This is a genomic window from Bacillus sp. AR8-1, from assembly GCF_008042345.1.
In the GTDB taxonomy this organism is placed as follows: Bacteria; Bacillota; Bacilli; order Bacillales; family Bacillaceae_G; genus Bacillus_A; species Bacillus_A cereus.
In genome coordinates this window covers 57,422-76,111 of the sequence record NZ_QNUB01000031.1, presented here as the reverse complement: position 1 = coordinate 76,111, position 18,690 = coordinate 57,422, and the positions used below count along the sequence as shown (strand labels likewise).

Sequence of the window (18,690 nt, the reverse complement as noted above, 5' to 3'; positions counted from 1 at the left end):
AATTGGGGTGCAGTTCAACTCAGGCTCTTTTTCTTATTTATATTTTAAAAGTAAACTGTTACTACGCAGTTTTACTTAATTTATATGTTCCGTGGTTATTTTTACGGAAAAGTTTAGGGAAAACATAGTCATCTAATCCAATACGTCCAGCGTTTTGCCCTGCAACTAAAATGAACATAGTTAAAATAAGCAGATTTGGGTTTACACTAACAGTTCCGCTTAATAAAAATGAAAGATTCATTATGATTCCGAAAAATGCAGCTGTTTTTGTTAATCCGCCTAAAATTAAACCTAGACCTACTAAAATTTCTCCCCATTGAACTAAAAAGCTAAATAGGTCTGCGTTTGGAAGAACAAAATTTTGAAGAAAATCTGCCCACCAACTTTGTACTGCAGGATGGTCACCTGATGCTTGAGCGATAGCGCCCTTTAGAAAACCACTTGCATCAAAAGATTGTCCGAAAACTTTACCTATCCCAGCAGCGAGCCATGCATATCCTATGTAAAATCGTAAAAATAATAATATGAAAGCAGCACGTTTATCAGTTCTTAAAAAATTGATAACCATTGAAATCCCTCCAATATTCTATTTACATGTTTATTATATATCCATTGTGAAAAAATTCACAATGGATAAAGTGTGAACAAAAATGGTGTTTTTATAAAATGAAAAAGGCATATAACAATCATATGTTATATGCCTTTTCTATTATATATTTATTAATTTATTTAGGTAATGTAAATTTAGCTTTTTTACCTTGTGAAATATCTTTAGCTTCTTTATTTCTCATAGGTCCTAACTCAATCTCAAAGCTTTTGTCTTTCCAAATCTTTTCATACTGCTCTTGATCTAAAATATATACTTGTAGTAACTCTCCAGATGTTCCTGTTTTGACTGAAGCATTATAGTCATAATTTAATAGCATACCTTCATTAATCGTATATTGTGTACCATCATTCACTCTCAATGTAGAGCTTATAGGAGACAGTGAAACGTCTTGAGCATCTTTGTTATCAAGCTTGAATTTTACTGTTAACAGAACAAGACCGTTTTTAAAATTTGCAAAGCGTGGAGCTTCGACGGAATTTGGTGTGAATTGAGTGAATTGGTATCCGTCTAATGTAACATTAACAGCGCCTAATTCTTGATTGTTATTAATACTTGATTTCTCTTTTAACATTTTTTTATCGCCCATGTTATTAGCTGTAGCTTTATCTTGGTAGAAAGTATTATCTGTTGCAACTTTTTCAGCACCCTGTTTGTTTAAACTTAATGAAAAGCTTCCAGGATTTCCGATTGGAGCATCAAATTTTCCTTTATTAGCTTGTGCAGTTGGGACTGTGACTGAGACTGTTGAGAGACTTGAAATTTTCGCTAGATCATCTTTTCCGAATGGATAAGCGATATAACCAGAAATAGTTTCTCCTGCTTTTACTAAGTAATCATTCGTTGGAGCAAGTTTAGTTGGGAGCTGATCTTCTTTTGGAATTAAATCTTTATAGTTACTATATGCTTTCTGCGCGCCAGTAAATGACATGTCCAATGCTGGCATATAATAAATATCTTTAGCTGAACTATTTTTTACGCTGTAGTTCACAAGAATAACTCCGCCTTCTGTTTGACGATTAAACGGAATATCGAAGTTTGTATGGAATCCATTTAATTCAACTAATGTGTAACTATTCATTGATACTGAAACATCTTCAGCTTTATAGACTTGTGGTTCTTTATTTTCAAAAAGAACTTTTGTTTTACCACCTGTTTCTTTTTCCATATAGGAAATCAGCTTAGAGTAGTCGCTTGATCCAGTAGCTGTATTTTCAGGCTTTTTATCTTCAGTTTTTTTATCTTCGGATTTTTTTTCAGTAGGTTTACTTTCTTTCGTTGTATCTGTTTTTTCCGTTTTGCTTTCTTTTGTTGCATTCTCTTTTTGTTCTTTATTTGTCGTATCGCTTTGACCACAGCCGGTTATTACAAAAGCTGCTACGATTACTGCAGAAAATAAAGAAAGTAATTTTTTTGACATATTTCTTCCCCCTATTTGTTTAAAACTAAATTCTCACATTAGCCCCACGTTTTATTATAAGAAGGTTAGTCAATATTTGCCAGTATTTTTCTGATTATTTTCATTATTTATTATATTATAATATAATAAATTCGATAGAAGTTTGGAATGGAATATTGGTTTTTATTTTTTTATCATTTGAAATAGTACATCATATTGGTATGATAGAAACAGAGATATATGGAAAGGAGACAAGGACTCGATATGTGGATGAACTTGTAATGATTAGAAATTGGATAGATGAATTTTTCTCTCATAAGTGAGGGTTTATTTAGCTATTTGTAAATCATGCAAGGACTGCATAGTTGGCTTGTACATCCTTTTTGTAAGGACAGAGGTCTAGGTGGGGAAATTTATATCTCTTATATAAAATATGCGTCCTTTAAACTTGGAGGAGTATATGATGAACCAATTAAAAAATAAAGTAGCAGTTGTTACAGGCGTAAGTCGTCTAGACGGTATAGGAGCAGCGATTTGTAAAGAATTAGCTGAGGCAGGATACGATATATTTTTTACGTATTGGACGGATTATGATAAAGAGATGCCTTGGGGCGTTGATAAAAATGAACAAATACAATTAAAAGAAGAGCTATTACAAAAAGGTGTTAGAGTATTGAGCATGGAGTTAGATTTAACTCGGAATGATGCACCGAAAGAGCTTTTAAATAAAGTTACTGAACAATTAGGGTACCCTCATATATTAATTAATAATGCAGCATATTCTACGAATAATGATTTCTCTACGTTGACTGCTGAAGAATTAGATAAGCATTATATGGTTAATATTCGTGCGACTACATTGCTCAGTAGTCAATTTGCCCGAGGATTTGATAAGAAATCTGGTGGTAGAATTGTTAATATGACTTCGGGGCAATTTCAAGGTCCTATGGCAGGAGAACTAGCTTATGCGACAACGAAGGGAGCTATTGATGCTCTTACTAGTACGTTGTCAGCAGAAGTAGCTCAATTAGGAATAACAGTGAATGCAATTAATCCAGGACCAACCGATACAGGATGGATGACTGAAGAGATAAAACAAGGGTTAAAGCCTATGTTTCCTTTTGGCAGAATTGGTGAGCCAAAGGATGCAGCTAGACTCATTAAATTTTTAGTAAGTGAAGAAGCTGAGTGGATTACGGGGCAAGTTATTCATTCAGAAGGCGGATTTAAAAGATAAAAAGAAGGTATCTCACCCTGGTGAGATACCTTCTTTTTTAATCTTTCTTCAGTCTTCGTGCAACCCCATTACCTAAAGACTGTAATCCTTGAACGAGGATAATTAGAATAAAGACGGTTGCATACATTACTTCAGGTTCATAGCGTAAATGTCCGAAGCGATATGCTAAGTCCCCTAGCCCGCCAGCACCTACAAGACCAGCCATTGCTGTTGCGCCGATTAAGCCAATCGTTGCAATTGTTAATCCAAGTACAAGGGAGGGACGAGCTTCTTTAACCATGACGTGCCAAATGATTTTTATAGTAGAGACTCCCATCGCTTGATAGGCCTCAATAACCCCTCGATCTACTTCTAGTAAGGCTGTCTCCATTAAACGTGCGATATAGGGAGCTGTGAAGACGACAAGTGGTAAGATAACACCTTGCACGCCAATGGATGTTCCCATTAGAAACTTTGTAAAAGGTAAGATGAAGAATAATAGAATGATAAATGGAAGAGAGCGAATGATATTAATAACTGTATTAAGAATAGGATAGATGATTTTATTTTCACGCTGCCCACCAGGTCTCGTTAAAACAAGTGTGACGCCAAGTGGCAGTGCAATAAGGAGTGAGATGAGTAATGAAATAGATGTCATTTGAAAGGTTTGAATTGTGGCTTCCCATATGACTTTACCCCATTCATCCAAAAAGGACTTGTTTCCCATAATCTGTTCTACCTCCTTCTACGATGATTCCTTGCTCTTGTAAAAATGATAAAGCACGGTGGATTTCATTTTGTTCTCCTTGCATATGAACGACTAGTTTCCCATATGCTTCATGTTTTAACTGCGTAATATTACCGGATAAAATATTCGGATACACTTGGAAACGTTTTGTGGCAACAGCTAAGACAGGTTCACCTGAAGTAGTGCCAATAAATGAAAGTGTTACAATTTCTCCAGTATTCTGTAGTTCTTTCTGTACCTCTTCTGGAATTTTAGCTGCAAAGGCGCTATTTACAAATTTCTTCGTTGTTACATGTTGTGGGTTTGTGAAAATATCTTTCACAGTCCCGCTTTCGACTACAGATCCATGTTCCATAACGGCAACGCGGTCGCATATACGTTGGATAACGTTCATTTCGTGTGTAATGAGTAAAATCGTAATTCCAATTTCTTCGTTAATCTTTAATAACAAATCAAGAATAGAATCAGTTGTTTCTGGATCTAAAGCGCTCGTTGCTTCATCACTTAATAACACTTCAGGCTCATGTGATAGTGCACGTGCAATTGCAACGCGCTGTTTTTGACCGCCAGAAAGTTCACTTGGATAAGCATCTTTTCGATTGAAAAGATCGACAATGCGTAAATATTTTTCTACCCTTTTTTTAATTTCCGCTTTTGGAATGCCAGCAAGGCGTAAAGGTAATGCAATGTTTTCATAGATGGTAACAGTTTTAAGTAAATTGAATCCTTGAAAGATCATTCCGATTTTTTGTCTCGCTTTTGCTAGTTCTTTTGTCGATAACGTTGTTAAATCTTGTTCGTTTACAATGATATTTCCTGTCGTTGGTTTTTCTAATAAATTTACACATCGAATCAATGTGCTTTTACCAGCGCCGCTATACCCAATGATTCCAAATACCTCGCCTTTTTCTACTTTAAGGGAAGTAGACTTAAGAGCCTCAACAGTCCCTTTTTTTGTTGAAAATACTTTGGATATGTTTTTTAATTCAATCATTATCGTCAGCTCCTACCAAGATGGTAAAACTGAACCATCAAATTTTTTCTCGATAAACTCTTTCACTTCTTTAGATTGATAAGCTTTCTTTAATTTGTTTACAACGGCATCATCTTTATTTTCAGTACGAACAACGACCCAGTTCACATATGGTGAATCTTTTCCTTCGCGGAAAATAGAATCTTTCGCCGGACTTAATTTTGCACCTAATGCAAAGTTTGTATTGATTGCGGCTGCTTTCACTTCACTTAGTTGTATTGGTAATTGAGATGCCTCTAATTCAACAATCTTTAAATTTTTCGGGTTTTCAATTACATCCTTTGCAGTCGCTTTTTCTGTAGCCTTTGGATCAACTTTTAAAACCCCTGCTTTTTCAAATAATTTTAAAGCTCGCAGTTCATTCGTTGGGTCATTTGGTACAGCAATTGCATCGCCGTCTTTTAAGTCTTTTACATCTTTTATATCTTTAGAATATACGCCCATAGGGAATGTTACTGTTGAAAATACTTCAGCTAATTTCATATTGCGTTCAGCTTTAAATACATCTAAATACGATTTTGTTTGGTAGCTATTTACATCAAGGCTTTTTTCATCTAAAGATACGTTTGGCGCTACATAATCATTAAATACTTTTATATCAATTTCGAGGCCATCTTTTGCGGCAACTTCTTTTACCTTTTCAAAAATTTGTTCATGCGGCCCACCTGTTACACCGACAGTAATCTTTTTCTCGTCTAATGCTTTTACCTCTTTATCTGAACTCACGCTACATGCGCCTAATAATAATACTGCTCCGCTTACAATGCTTAATAATACCTTTTTCATCTATAAATCCCCCTTCATATACGTTCCAAAATAAAAAGCACCTCCCAAAAATAAGAGAGGTGCCGAATAGACGAAATAGATTCCTCTCTTATCTTCCAAAACGAAAACTCGTTTTGCAGGAATTAGCACCTTAGCTTATACGTCATAAGCTCGGTTGCCGGGCATCATCGGGCCAGTCCCTCCGCCACTCTTGATAAGAGTATGTGTATGTAGTTTTGAATATGGTACTAATAGTAAATCGTACAAAAAGAATTGTCAATGGTATTTTCAGAATATATTTTATTTTAAGGTAATCGAAACATTTCCTTTCTTATGGCCCATTTCTACATACGTATGGGCTTCTACAACTTCTTCTAATCGGTAAGTTCTATCAATAACAGGTTTTAGCTTTTCTGTTTCAGCTAGTTGTTTTAGTAGGTTCATATCTTCTTTACTGACCTTTGCCATCATTCCGTTCACAGATACATATTTTCCATTAGGCATTAATGCATCTGTACAAAGAGACTTATTATATTTTCCAACTGCGTCAAATATAATATCGTAGTGATCGCCCCACTTAGTAAAATCTTCTTTCATATAATCAATTACGTTGTCTGCCCCTAAAGCTGTTACTAAATCGAAATTCGAACTACTACAAATGGCTGTGACAGTCGCCCCGAAGTATTTAGCAAGCTGTACGGCAGCTGTCCCTACTGACCCAGAGGCGCCGTATATAAGTACTCGTTGCCCTTTTTTTATCTGTCCTTTTCTAAGGAAGTGCAATGCTGAAGTTCCGCCAAAAGGAATAACGGCAGCTTCTTCATATGTCACATTGGTAGGTTTTAATGCTATTAATCCACTTTCATGCACGCATGTGTATTCCGCATAACCACCAAGGTTTAGTTCTGTTAATGCAAAAACTGGATCTCCTTTTTTAAATTGTGTTACATCTGATCCAATGTCTTCGATTTCACCGGATAACTCTACGCCAAGTATAGGTTTTCTCGGTTTTCTGAAACCTAATATGATCCGCATAGGAATCCAAAATAAGAGGGGGCTATTAAAGCCACGTATTCTACAATCTCCAGTCGATACACTTGTTGCGTGAATTTTAACTAATACTTCATTTTTCTTAGGTTTAGGCTTTTCTATATTGTGAAGCTGGAGAACATTAGGTGGTCCATACTTTGTGCAAATAATAGCTTTCATAATGACCTCCTGAAATGAGTTGTTATTATTTACATCATATTTAAACTTTTTCTCAAACATGTTGCTATATAGGAAATAAATTTAAAGAAGAATATTACGAATTATATAGATTTCATAGGAAAAGAGATGATATTATTTTTGGGAAGGAGGGGACGTTATGAAAAAATTTATTTTAATTTCAAGTTTAGTACTTGCAGTCGGTCTAGGAGTAGGGTGTAGTAATGAGAAAACAAAAAAGACTGATGAGCCGAAAAAAGAAGCTGTGCAGAAAGAAAAGGAATTAACAGCGAAGGATGTTTTCAATAAAGCGAATGAAGCTTTTAAAAACGAAGAAAATGTAACGATGACATATGATGTGGGAATAAAGGCTGAAGGAACAGAGATGAATGTAATAAAGGCCAAAATGCAATTAGAGCCGAAGCAAAAAAATTCTCGTTCTGAAATGAATGTTTCTGGTACAGAGGTTGTTGTTTATGATGTGGGTGGCAAAATTGCTGGTCAGTTGAAAAATCCTAATACGGGTGAAGTGATGTCTGTACCAGAGGAACAATTAAATGCTAACGGAATGAATGCGACTCAAGGAATGGTAGATAATTTAGAGATTCCATCGGAAATTTTAAATAAAGTGAAGATGGAGAAAAGTGGAGATAATTATAAGCTGAAGTTTGCATTAAAAGGGCAAGAGACAGAGAGTATGTTAGCTAGTATGGATGAAAAGCAGAAACAAATGCTACAAGGCCAAAATGCAAAGATAGAAGAAATAGATGGGGAATATATTATTACAAAAGATTTTAAATATGAATCAGCAAAGATAGATATGGTTATGAGTAGCAATGGTGAGGATAAAGCGCACATTATTACGGATGCGAAGTTTACATCGTATGATAAATTTGATCCAATACAATTGCCAGCAGCAAAGTAATCACTGTCAAGAGAGGTACCTGAAAGAACGGGTATCTCTTTTTGTTGCTAATAAGGAGAGTGTCCTTTGAAAAAAAGAAAGATAGTAGTGGTCATTGTCGCATATACGGTTTTGCTTGCAACGTCTGTACATACGTATAAAAAACAAATTGATCATCCTATTATGAGTGATGTAGGTAAATTGCTTCCGACAAAAATAAAACGTGTTGAAAGTGCTACGGAAGAGCACTCGTTAATAAAATTAGTGCGAGATGCAAAAGTTTCAGGAGAGAAAATTTCCATTGCAGGCATGCAACATAGCCAAGGAGGACAGACATATTATCCGAATGGCACGATGCTCGATATGAAAGGATATAATAAAATATTAGAATTCGATCCAGAGAAGAAGCGTATTACAGTTCAAAGTGGTGTCACGTGGAATGATATTCAGAAGAAAATAAATCCATATGGCCTTGCGGTACAGGTCATGCAGTCTCAAAATATTTTTACTGTTGGTGGTTCATTAAGTGTAAATGTACATGGGCGTGATATTCGTCATGAGGCACTAATTGATACAGTAGATTCATTTAGATTGTTAATGGCAGATGGCACGGTACGTAATGTAAGTAGAGAAGAAAATGCAGAGTTATTTCCATATGTCATTGGGGGTTACGGTTTATTTGGAGTTATTTTAGATGTGACGCTGAAGTTAACAGATGATGAATTATATGAAATGCACACGAGAATGATAGATTATAAAGAATACGCATCTTATTTCAAAGAGAAAGTGAAAAGAGATGAGAATGTTCGTATGCACTTAGCGCGTATTTCTGTTGCTCCAAATTCATTTTTAAAAGAGATGTATGTGACGGATTATACTTTGGCACAAAATCAAAATATGAGAGAAGAGTACAGTGAATTAAAGGAAGAAAATATTATAGCTGCACCTAAATTTTTACTTGGGTTATCACGTTATAGTGATTGGGGAAAGAATACATTTTGGGATATACAAAGAGGTTATTTTGAACGTACAGATGGAAAGTATGAGACGCGTAATAATGTTATGAGATCAGATAGTGCTTTTATGGAATATGAAAATCCAAATAGGACCGAAGTGTTACAAGAATACTTTGTACCTATAGATGCTTTCACGGAGTATATAGATGATTTACGTAACGCATTAAATGAAGAAGAGTTTAATTTACTCAACATTACGATTCGTTACGTGGAAAAGAATGAAAATGCAGTTTTGTCCTATGCGAAAGATGATATGTTTGCGCTGGTTCTTTTGATTAACCAGGGACGCTCAGAGAGTGAGATAAAGAAAACAGAGGATGTCATTCGGAAGATGATTGATGTTACTTTAAAGCATAACGGTAGTTACTATTTGCCGTACTATTCTTATCCAACGAAAGAGCAGTTAAAAAGGGCATATCCTCGTATTGAAGAATTTCTCAAGAAAAAGAAGGAAGTAGATTCAGAAGAGAGATTTGTTAATTTATTTTATAGGGAGTATACGAAATGACATATAGAAGATTTGTGGCTTCGCAAAGTATTATCATGATGGCAGGAAGTATGGTATTTCCTTTTTATATATTATTACTTCGAAACGTTGGAAATAGCTTCTCGCAATTTGGCTGGGCGTATGGCTTATTTGCTTTAACATCAGCACTTGTATATCCACTAGTGGGAAAGGTATCTGATCAAGTAGGTGATAAAAAATTATTAATCATATACGCTTGGTCCATGGCAATCTTAATGCTTTGCTTTCCGATTGCCACGGAAGTATGGCATGTGTATATTCTTCAAATTGTAATGGGAGTTTTAGGTGCTGTGCAGCGTAATACTGAGAAGACTTCATTAGCACGAAAGGTTGCGCAGGAAAAGGCTGGTTATGAGATTGGAAAATACCATGTGTGGACATCCATTGGCGGAGCAGTAGCGGTTATTGCCACGGGATATTTAGTAGATTTCTTTACGATTGGTACAATTTTTTATATTGCATCTATTCTATATGTAGTGAGCGGGATTGTATTAAGTAGTAAAAAAATATAACTATTCCTATTTTCACCTTAATACCCTTTATTTGTTATACTAAAAGGGAATACAAAAGAAAAGGGGACAGTGCCTTTGATGAAATTTGTAGTTTTAGCTATTCTTACTTTGTTTTTGATTCCATGGACAAGAAGTAGTAGTAAGCTTCGAGCAGTGGATAAGAAGGGAGATAAGAAGGTTGTAAAGGGTAAGAAATCATCTATTTTAGTTATTCCTGTTTTATTTTGGATAGGTATTGCAATCTATGAATACTTTTGGCTAATTGATGATCGAGTAGATTCGATTCTTACTCATTATTCTGTTGCAGTAGCAATTTTAATTGGGCTTGTTTTATTTTCACAAGATCAAATAGGGAAATTAGAAGGTACATTAAAAGGACTTCTAATGTTTATTTTACTCGCAAGTTACGGCTACTTTGGTTATTTGCACGATATAGTAATCTCGCAAAAGAAATATGATTCTGTTGTTAAGATAGAGAAAGATATTTCAGAGCCATTTACTGAAAATGACCAGCCGTTTACAGTGCCGCCAAAGACAGCGGAGAATAAGATGAAAAAAGTATTTGGTGATATTCCGAAAGTAGCTTATTTTGAGCTAGGAGAATTAACGCCACAAATGGTAAACGGCGAAGCTTTATATGTAGCGCCGATTGAAGTTTCAGGATTTTTTAAAGCGCGTAAAGCTGAGACAATTCCAGGGTATGTAACGATGTCAGGTACGAATCCTGATGCGGAAGCGAAACTGCACCTCGGTTATAAAATGAAATATGTGCCAAGCATGTTTTTTGGTAATAATTTAGAGCGTGTGGTAAGGCAAGCAGAACCAAATTTAATCTTTAAAGGAAAACCTAAATTTGAGGTTGATGATAAAGGAAAACCATATTATACAATGACGTATGGTGAATTTATTTCAGGAAGATCTGGATTTGAGGTAGAAGGTGTTGTCGTAGTAGATGCACAAACAGGTGAAGTGAAAAGATATGATAAAGGAAAGGCACCTAAATTTGTTGATGGTGTATTAAATCATGAGACTGCATCTACGTTAAATACGTACTTTGGTAAATATATTCACGGATTTTGGAATACGAAATTCTCACAAACAGATATGAAAATTCCGACTGAGTGGGGAACGAAAGAAGGCGTGACCCCGATCTTTGGTAAAGATGGAACACTGTATTATTTTACAGACTTTACTTCTCCAAAAGAAGGAGTAGATTCAGCCCTAGGCTATTCATTAGTAGATGCACGCACAGGCAAGCTATATTACTATAATGGAAAAGAAGTGAAGGGGATTATGGATGGTTCAGCAGCTACAGAAGTAGTAGATAATTCCTTTAAGAGAGAGAAATGGCATGGGACAATGCCTGTCATTTATAACGTATACGGTAAACCAGCTTGGATTATTCCGGTTGTTGATGACGGAGGCCTAGTACGTGCACATACAGTTGTATATGCTGCTAATGCAAAAATATTCGCGACAGGTTCTTCGCAGAAAGAAGCGCTTGAGAATTATAAAAACGTAATGAGCGGTAATGGTGATACATTTAGACCAACCTCAACAGGAAAAGAAGCGCAAAAAGAAGGTATTGTACAACGTGTATATAAAGAAAAATCAGGTGAAAATACAATCGTGTACGTACTTTTAGAGAATGAACAAAAGGTATTTATGATACCAGTGAAGAAATTCCCGTATGCTATGTTTACAGAAGTAGGAGACCCAATTCAAATTACATATTTAGATACAGGAGAGACGATGGCCTCGGTATCTAAATTTGCGAATAGCAATGTGAAAAAGTAAAGCGATAGAATTTCTATCGCTTTTTTTACATTATGAAAGAGGAAAATGCGCTGTACTTGACGTATGTTTATGATGTAACTATAATTGTTACGATTCAGTGTGTATAGGAAAGGGTGAATTGAAAAAGTGAATGAAGTTAATCACGAAATATATAAACCTGTAAAGGCAAACAGGTTATGGATGATTCTTGTATTAGGAACACTTACGGCGATTGGGCCATTATCTATTGATATGTATTTGCCTTCATTACCGAAGTTAACGGATGATTTGCAAACAGGTGCATCCCTAGCGCAGCTTACATTAACAGCTTGTTTGCTTGGGCTGTCAGTAGGACAATTATTTGTTGGCTCAATTAGCGATATTTACGGAAGACGCAAACCACTTATTATTGCTCTTATTATTTATGTTGCTTCTTCTTTACTTTGTGCTGTTGCGCCATCTATTTGGACATTAGTATTATTGCGCTTCCTACAAGGAGCTTCAGGATCAGCCGGGATTGTTATATCACGTGCAATGGTACGTGATATGTACTCAGGTTCTGAAATGACGAAGTTTTTCTCACTGCTTATGTTAGTAAACGGAGCAGCACCTATTTTGGCACCGATTATTGGGGGGCAATTATTACAGTTTACAACGTGGCGCGGTGTTTTCATCGTTCTTGGAGCAATTAGCGTATTCATGTTAATCTCAGCTACTTTTGTATTGCGTGAAACATTACCTCCTGAAGAAAGAGAAACGGGTGGTTTGTCAGGGACTTTGGCGACGTACGGAAAATTGTTAAAGGACCGTCTGTTTATGGGATATGCATTGTCACAAGGATTAGTAACAGCGGCAATGTTTGCATACATTTCGGGCTCACCATTTGTGTTGCAGAACATATACGGAGCATCACCACAGCAATTTAGTTTATTCTTTGCGATTAACGGCATCGGTATTATTATTGCTAGTCAGGTAACGGGTCGTTTAGCGGGGAAAGTGAATGAGAAGACATTATTTGTTGCTGGTATTATTATCGCAGCTGTTGGTGGCCTATCTTTACTACTGACAATCGTACTAGGAATAGGTTTAATCGGTGTTTTATGTTCGTTATTCCTTGTTGTATCAAGTGTCGGGGTTGTATCAACAACTGGGTTCTCATTAGCGATGAGAAATCAGAAGCAAGCTGCAGGAACAGCGTCAGCTTTATTAGGCTTATTACAGTTCATTTCAGGAGCGCTTGTCGCTCCGCTAGTAGGTATTGGTGGGAGTAATACAGCGTTACCGATGGGTGTTGTTATTGCGCTTTGTGAAGTAGGAGCAGTATTATGTTATCTATTTATGGCCAGAAGAAGTGAGAAGCAGTTTGAACTGCAACAAAGACAAAATTTAGAGGCTTAACAAAAAAGAACTGATTCAAAGGGAATGTTTGAATCAGTTCTTTTTTTCATTTCTTTGAAATACCTCATACATATTATTCATGATCGTATCATATAAAACAGCAAGTTTATCCCACACCCAGCGATTACTATCGACTTCTTTTTCTCCACAGTCGATAATATCGGTATGGTCAGTAATTTTATACGCTTTTTTAACGATAATAGGAGCAATCTTCGGTATACGTGGGATTTCCTTTAAGGTATCTGCAAAGTTTCCAATGTAGACATGACCGATGATTTCGATTGTTAATGATCTATCCGATATATTTAGCACGGTATGAAATTGATTTGTATGTTGTTGTTTTAAATATTGAGCTAACTTAAATGGAGCATGCTTCTTCTTTAATACGCGGCGAAGGCTCTCTGTATTTTCGATATGAAGTGATTTTTCGCGAATAAGGACACGAATATCTTCTCCCATAAAAGGCATTGTGTTGTACATAGATGATTCTCCTTAAAACCTTACATATGTTTGCGTTATGCATATGTAAGTCTAGCATGGTTTGTTCTTTATGTGTGCTTACAGTTTTGTAAGGTGATGTAGTAAATAAAGCATTGCAAAAGTTATTTGTATAAAGTGACGATACTGTGACAAACATGTTGGTATATATATTACGATGTCGTCTTAAGTGTAAAAAGTAGGGCGTTCTCGGTATAATAACAAGTGGAGATAAAAGAAACTATAATGAGTAATAGCTGTAGATAAAAGGAGAAGAAGAGATGAAGAAGGTTTTGGGTATTGCTGTAATGGGAAGTATGATCCTTCTAGCAGGATGTAATGGAAATAAAGATACGAAAGAACCGAAAGAAAAGGTAGAGCAATCTACTGAACAAACAGAAGAGATGAAAGAATACCTTGCAGTACATGAAAAATACGATATAAAAATGAATAAAGAAATTAATAAAGCACTGCAGTTATTTGAAGTGGCAAAAGAAAAGGGCGGTAAGGAAATAACGAATGCTACATATAAAGAAGACGTGCAAAAGGTAACAACGAGCATGTTAGAAGATATTGATCATATACGTAAAGAAATTCGTGTTCCGAAGTCGAAAGAGCAAGAACATGAGGTATATATTGGTTTCTTGAATGAATCAGAACAAGCGATGAAAAAATTACAGAAGTTAGCTAAAGAAGAAGATTCATCGTTGATTCGTGATATAGAAATTAATTTTGCAACAGCATCGACATACTATAAACGTTTTCAAGCAGAAACGAAAAAATAACCTTGCCTGTGCAGGGTTATTTTTTCTTCTTGCCATCTCCGTCTTCATCCTCAGATACTAATATTTTCTGTTCTTCGTGAAATTCGGAAATAGTTTGCCCGGTAATATTATCGAAAGGAGTATAAAAAGAAGTAATACGTTTCTTTTTAATAAAGAGTTTATAGGAGCCGATGATGACAAGTATAACGATTGTTAAGGGTAATCCTATAGTAGCAAGAAGTAAGGGGTCCATCTTATAACTCCTTTAACATTATTTCTTTTTATTATAAGCCGAAAGCTGTAATTTCGATAAATGAATTAAAAACTGATTTTTCTAAATTTATCCAATTTGATTGACTTTTCAATTTTTCAGAATTATAATTCGAAATATACAATTTGAACCAAATAATAATATAGCAATTTACTTATCCAGAGAGGTAGAGGGACTGGCCCTATGACACCTCAGCAGCGGGTTCTGTAATAGGAACACCGTGCTAATTCCAGCAAGCAAGTCTTGAAAGATAAGTGATGGGCCTTTGTTTGTTAAGCCTTGATCTTATTTTTTAAGATCAAGGCTTTTTGTATTCTAAAAAGAGAAAAGGGAGTAATGGAAAAGTACATTCATAAAACAAAGTAAATTCATGTGTTTAGGGGGTTATTGAAGTGTATGTAATTAAAAAATTATCGGTTATGGTGTTCACACTATGGGTTATTACGACAGTGACATTTCTAATTATGCATATTATTCCGGGAGATCCATTTTCATCAGATGCAAAAATCTTTCCTGAAGAAGTGATCCAAAACATGAGAGCGAAGTATCACCTTGATGAACCGTTATGGAATCAATATGTTGCTTATTTAGACGGTGTAGTTCATTTTGATTTTGGTGAATCTGTTCAATCAACCGGGCAAGGTGTATCAGAAATTATAACAACTGGCTTTGGTCCATCAGCAATTATTGGTCTACAAGCACTTGTTATTTCATTGTTAGTAGGAATTGCGGCAGGGACATTTGCTGCTCTATATCATGGGAGAGTGATTGACTATAGTGTGAGTTTGCTCGCAATTTTAGGTATTTCTATTCCAAGTTTTATTTTAGCACCACTATTTATACAAGTATTCGCTATCCAATTTGAGTTTTTACCAGTAGCCTCTTGGGGAACATTCGAACATACGGTATTGCCATCTTTTGCATTAGCGTTAGGGCCAATCGCAGTTATTACAAGGTTTGTTCGTTCTAATATGATCGAAGTACTGCAGAGTGATTATATTAAGCTAGCAAGAGCAAAAGGTATACCAATTAAGAAGATTATTATAAGACACGCTCTTCGAAATGCGATTGTTCCAGTACTTACATTTGTTGGACCGTTAATGGCTGGACTCTTAACAGGGACTTTCGTTATTGAAAAAATCTTTTCAATTCCTGGCCTAGGAAAATATTTTGTAGATAGTATTTTTAACCGAGACTATCCGGTGATTATGGGAACAACGATTTTCTATAGTGCATTATTAATTGCTTGTATTTTCATTACAGATATTATTCATCGCATTGTTGATCCACGTATTCGTTCTATTACGTAAGGAGGAGGGTATTTAGATGGGAGCTTATGAGATTAATGAACAGTTATTAACGAAAGAAGAGAAAAAAGAATTAACGATAAATAAAAATCAGCAAACAATTAGCAGAAAGAAAGAAGTGTTTCGTAAGTTTGTATCGAATCCAATCGCAGTTTTAGGATCAGTGACGTTATTACTCATTATTGTTTTCTCGCTTGTTGGTGAAAGTTTAACGCCATTTACTGCGAGTGAACAAGTAAAAGAGGCCACAAACTTACCGCCGAGTAGTGAACATTGGTTTGGAACAGATGATCTAGGGAGAGATATTTGGGCACGTACTTGGGCTGGTGGGAAGATTTCACTAACAGTTGGATTAGTAGCAGCTGCCCTCGATATAGGTCTTGGTGTACTGATTGGTGGATTTAGTGGATATGTGAGAGGACGTAATCGCCTTGGAACGTTAATTGATGAGTGGATTATAAGAGGAATTGAAGTATTATACGGCATCCCATATTTATTAATTGTTATTTTATTATTAATTGTTATGAAACCAGGTCTTTTTACCATTATCATCGCCCTTGCATTAACAGGATGGATTGGTATGGCACGTCTCGTTAGGGCGCAAGTTTTATCTTTAAAACAAAGAGAGTTTGTTATTGCAGCGGAGCGATTAGGTACATCACATATGAAAATTATATACGGGCATTTAATTCCGAACTTAACAGGGATTATTATCGTGAATTTATCATTTACAATTCCAGCAGCTATTTTCTCAGAATCATTTTTAAGCTTTATCGGACTAGGAGTGCAATCACCGGCAGCAAGCTGGGGGACGATGACGAATGATGCACTTGGGACATTATTGAGCGGAGAATGGTGGCAGCTATTCTTCCCAGCAATCATGATTGCTCTCATTATGTTCGCATTTAATGCAATTGGTGATGGTTTGCAAGATGCGATTGATCCAAAAATCGTCAAACGGAATCGAAAGGAGAAAAAACATGGCACAAATCTTATCTTTAGAAAACGTAACGTTAGCCGTTGAAAAAGAGAATAGTAAGCAAGCGATTGTGAAACATGTTTCCTTTTCTATTAACGAAGGTGAAATAGTTGCGCTTGTAGGAGAAAGTGGCTCAGGAAAAAGTGTCACAGCACAATCCATTATCGGCTTGAATCAAGAATCAATTCATATCGATGATGGGAATATAGCTTTCCAAGCAAAGGAATTAACGAATTTACAAGAGTCAGAATGGAATCAAATTCGCGGAAAAGATATTTCCTTTATATTTCAAGATCCGCTTTCATCTTTAAACCCAACGATGAAGGTAGGCAAACAAATTACAGAAGTAGTTTTGCAACATGGGAAAAAATCGAAAAGAGAAGCAAAGGAAATTGCGATTAACTTGTTAACAGATTTAGGGATACATGAAGCAGAGAAACGCTTTGAACAGTACCCACATCAATTAAGCGGAGGTATGAGGCAGCGTATTTGTTTAGCAATTGCGTTTGCTTGTCACCCAAAGCTTGTAATTGCAGACGAGCCGACAACAGCGTTAGATGTAACGATTCAGAAACAAATTATGGGGCTATTAAAAGAAAGAAAAGAAAAACAAAATACGAGTATTTTATTAATTACACATGATTTGGCACTTGTACGTGAAGTAGCTGATCGAGTAGTTGTTATGTATGGGGGACGTGTCGTTGAAAAAGGAACGATACAGGAGGTAATAGGTTCTCCTAAACATCCATATACGAAAAGTTTATTACAAGCAATTCCGAATATGGATGATTCCGAAAAGGTATTACGTGCTATAGAAGGAACGACACCTTCCATTGAAACATTAAATAGCTTTGGTTGTCCTTTTGTAAATCGTTGTCCAGTAGCGATAAAAGAATGTATTCATCGTTTTCCAGAGAGAACCACATATTCTAAGGAGCATAGTTCACATTGTTGGCAACATGTTCTAGAGCATAATAAAGCGAAATCAAAAGAGAAGGTGAATGCCTCATGACGACAGATTTAATTACTATAAAGCAAGTAACGAAAACGTATGGAAGTAAAAGTAAAGAAATCACAGCGTTAAAAGACATATCACTTTCTATTCCGAAAGGAACAACACTTGGCATTATTGGTGAAAGTGGTTCAGGAAAAACAACACTTGGAAAGCTCATAGCAGGGATTGAGAGTCCAACGTCTGGTGAAATTGATTATAACGGTCAAGTCGTTCACAAGCTGAAATCAGCTCATAGGCGAGATTTTTTACAGAAAGTACAGTTCATTTTTCAAGATTCCACAGCAGCATTAAATCCGCGCTGGAAAGTACGCGATAGCGTAACGGAAGGTTATATTTCATTCGGTTTAGGTGATAAAGGATTAAAGGATAAAGTAGCAGGTGATGCGCTAGAACGTTTGGGATTAGATAGACGATATATCGATCGCTATCCGCACGAATTTAGCGGAGGACAACGTCAACGAATTGCTATTGCAAGAGCGTTATTGTGTGAGCCAGAAGTATTGATTCTTGATGAACCAATTTCAGCATTAGATGTTTCATTGCAAATTCAAATTGTACATCTGCTGCAAAAAATTCAAAAGGAACAAGGCTATACATATTTATTTATCGCACATGATTTGCCGATGGTTCACTATTTATGTGAAAAAGTGGCTGTCTTATATAAAGGAGAACTTGTTGAATTTGGAAATACGGACGAAGTGTTCCGTAATCCACAACATTCTTATACAAAAACATTGTTAGCATCAACACCAAAAATTTCGGGTTAAAGGA

The 18,690-nt window shown here is 35.9% G+C and carries 19 protein-coding genes and 2 riboswitches; of the genes, 11 read left to right on the top strand and 8 right to left on the bottom strand.

Annotated elements, in window-relative coordinates:
• Window positions 1-61: 61 nt before the first annotated feature.
• Window positions 62-568: a DoxX family membrane protein gene (locus tag DN400_RS21260; RefSeq protein ID WP_061660795.1), complete on the bottom strand. Its 507-nt coding sequence runs from the start codon at window positions 566-568 to the stop codon at window positions 62-64.
• A 157-nt stretch (window positions 569-725) separates the two neighbouring features.
• Window positions 726-2,027: a DUF5068 domain-containing protein gene (locus tag DN400_RS21255; RefSeq protein ID WP_000038602.1), complete on the bottom strand. Its 1,302-nt coding sequence runs from the start codon at window positions 2,025-2,027 to the stop codon at window positions 726-728.
• Between the two features lie 439 nt (window positions 2,028-2,466).
• Here DN400_RS21255 and DN400_RS21250 point away from each other — a divergent pair, with 439 nt between their 5' ends.
• Window positions 2,467-3,243, top strand: coding sequence for an SDR family oxidoreductase (locus DN400_RS21250; RefSeq protein ID WP_002094237.1), 777 nt, complete (start codon window positions 2,467-2,469; stop codon window positions 3,241-3,243).
• Between the two features lie 37 nt (window positions 3,244-3,280).
• On the opposite strand, the gene DN400_RS21245 is transcribed toward DN400_RS21250, so the two are convergent.
• The 4 genes from DN400_RS21245 to DN400_RS21230 all read right to left on the bottom strand — a co-directional run bounded on the left by DN400_RS21245 (window position 3,281) and on the right by DN400_RS21230 (window position 6,977).
• Entirely contained in the window at window positions 3,281-3,949 is a 669-nt protein-coding gene (locus DN400_RS21245) for a methionine ABC transporter permease (RefSeq protein WP_065229636.1), read from the bottom strand.
• Window positions 3,924-4,964, bottom strand: coding sequence for a methionine ABC transporter ATP-binding protein (locus DN400_RS21240; RefSeq protein ID WP_147801906.1), 1,041 nt, complete (start codon window positions 4,962-4,964; stop codon window positions 3,924-3,926). The genes DN400_RS21245 and DN400_RS21240 overlap by 26 nt, the downstream gene beginning before the upstream one ends.
• A 12-nt stretch (window positions 4,965-4,976) precedes the next feature.
• Window positions 4,977-5,789: a MetQ/NlpA family ABC transporter substrate-binding protein gene (locus DN400_RS21235; protein ID WP_023520834.1), complete on the bottom strand. Its 813-nt coding sequence runs from the start codon at window positions 5,787-5,789 to the stop codon at window positions 4,977-4,979.
• Window positions 5,790-5,874: 85 nt separating this feature from the next.
• Window positions 5,875-5,989: riboswitch (SAM riboswitch) on the bottom strand.
• A 79-nt stretch (window positions 5,990-6,068) separates the two neighbouring features.
• The gene (locus tag DN400_RS21230; protein ID WP_065229637.1) at window positions 6,069-6,977 is read right to left on the bottom strand and encodes an NAD(P)-dependent alcohol dehydrogenase; all 909 of its coding nucleotides are present in this window, start codon (window positions 6,975-6,977) and stop codon (window positions 6,069-6,071) included.
• A gap of 157 nt (window positions 6,978-7,134) precedes the next feature.
• Between DN400_RS21230 and DN400_RS21225 the strand changes: the two genes are divergently transcribed.
• The 5 genes from DN400_RS21225 (at window position 7,135) to DN400_RS21205 (ending at window position 13,106) form a co-directional block, all read left to right on the top strand.
• On the top strand, window positions 7,135-7,899 hold the full coding sequence (locus DN400_RS21225; protein WP_000713524.1) for a DUF6612 family protein: 765 nt from the start codon (window positions 7,135-7,137) through the stop codon (window positions 7,897-7,899).
• Between the two features lie 66 nt (window positions 7,900-7,965).
• Window positions 7,966-9,402 carry an FAD-binding oxidoreductase gene (locus DN400_RS21220; RefSeq protein WP_000746313.1) on the top strand — a complete coding sequence of 479 codons (1,437 nt, stop codon included), beginning with the start codon at window positions 7,966-7,968 and terminating at the stop codon, window positions 9,400-9,402.
• Window positions 9,399-9,932: an MFS transporter gene (locus DN400_RS21215; protein WP_000222367.1), complete on the top strand. Its 534-nt coding sequence runs from the start codon at window positions 9,399-9,401 to the stop codon at window positions 9,930-9,932. Before DN400_RS21220 ends, DN400_RS21215 begins: the two co-directional genes overlap by 4 nt.
• Window positions 9,933-10,010: 78 nt before the next feature.
• Window positions 10,011-11,729: a DUF3981 domain-containing protein gene (locus DN400_RS21210; protein ID WP_071713797.1), complete on the top strand. Its 1,719-nt coding sequence runs from the start codon at window positions 10,011-10,013 to the stop codon at window positions 11,727-11,729.
• A 117-nt stretch (window positions 11,730-11,846) separates the two neighbouring features.
• Window positions 11,847-13,106, top strand: coding sequence for a multidrug effflux MFS transporter (locus tag DN400_RS21205; RefSeq protein WP_223266695.1), 1,260 nt, complete (start codon window positions 11,847-11,849; stop codon window positions 13,104-13,106).
• A gap of 33 nt (window positions 13,107-13,139) precedes the next feature.
• On the opposite strand, the gene DN400_RS21200 is transcribed toward DN400_RS21205, so the two are convergent.
• Window positions 13,140-13,586: a hypothetical protein gene (locus DN400_RS21200; protein WP_065229639.1), complete on the bottom strand. Its 447-nt coding sequence runs from the start codon at window positions 13,584-13,586 to the stop codon at window positions 13,140-13,142.
• Between the two features lie 278 nt (window positions 13,587-13,864).
• On the opposite strand from DN400_RS21200, the gene DN400_RS21195 reads away from it, so the two are divergent.
• Window positions 13,865-14,368, top strand: a complete 504-nt coding sequence (locus tag DN400_RS21195; RefSeq protein WP_000756522.1) for a hypothetical protein — start codon at window positions 13,865-13,867, stop codon at window positions 14,366-14,368.
• A 16-nt stretch (window positions 14,369-14,384) separates the two neighbouring features.
• Here the strand turns inward: DN400_RS21195 and DN400_RS21190 are convergent, their stop codons facing one another.
• A complete protein-coding gene (locus DN400_RS21190) occupies window positions 14,385-14,600 on the bottom strand; it encodes a DUF3951 domain-containing protein (RefSeq protein WP_000371395.1) in 216 nt (71 codons plus the stop codon).
• Window positions 14,601-14,769: 169 nt separating this feature from the next.
• Window positions 14,770-14,875: riboswitch (SAM riboswitch) on the top strand.
• 135 nt (window positions 14,876-15,010) lie between these two features.
• On the opposite strand from DN400_RS21190, the gene DN400_RS21185 reads away from it, so the two are divergent.
• The 4 genes from DN400_RS21185 to DN400_RS21170 are packed head-to-tail and all read left to right on the top strand — an operon-like array spanning window position 15,011 to window position 18,686.
• Window positions 15,011-15,928 (top strand): ABC transporter permease, encoded by a 918-nt coding sequence (locus tag DN400_RS21185; protein ID WP_000289326.1) that lies wholly within the window; start codon window positions 15,011-15,013, stop codon window positions 15,926-15,928.
• A gap of 16 nt (window positions 15,929-15,944) precedes the next feature.
• The gene (locus DN400_RS21180) at window positions 15,945-16,949 is read left to right on the top strand and encodes an ABC transporter permease (RefSeq protein ID WP_065229640.1); all 1,005 of its coding nucleotides are present in this window, start codon (window positions 15,945-15,947) and stop codon (window positions 16,947-16,949) included.
• The gene (locus DN400_RS21175; RefSeq protein ID WP_065229641.1) at window positions 16,906-17,916 is read left to right on the top strand and encodes an ABC transporter ATP-binding protein; all 1,011 of its coding nucleotides are present in this window, start codon (window positions 16,906-16,908) and stop codon (window positions 17,914-17,916) included. The genes DN400_RS21180 and DN400_RS21175 overlap by 44 nt, the downstream gene beginning before the upstream one ends.
• Window positions 17,913-18,686, top strand: coding sequence for an ABC transporter ATP-binding protein (locus DN400_RS21170; protein ID WP_147801905.1), 774 nt, complete (start codon window positions 17,913-17,915; stop codon window positions 18,684-18,686). Before DN400_RS21175 ends, DN400_RS21170 begins: the two co-directional genes overlap by 4 nt.
• Window positions 18,687-18,690 lie beyond the last annotated feature (4 nt).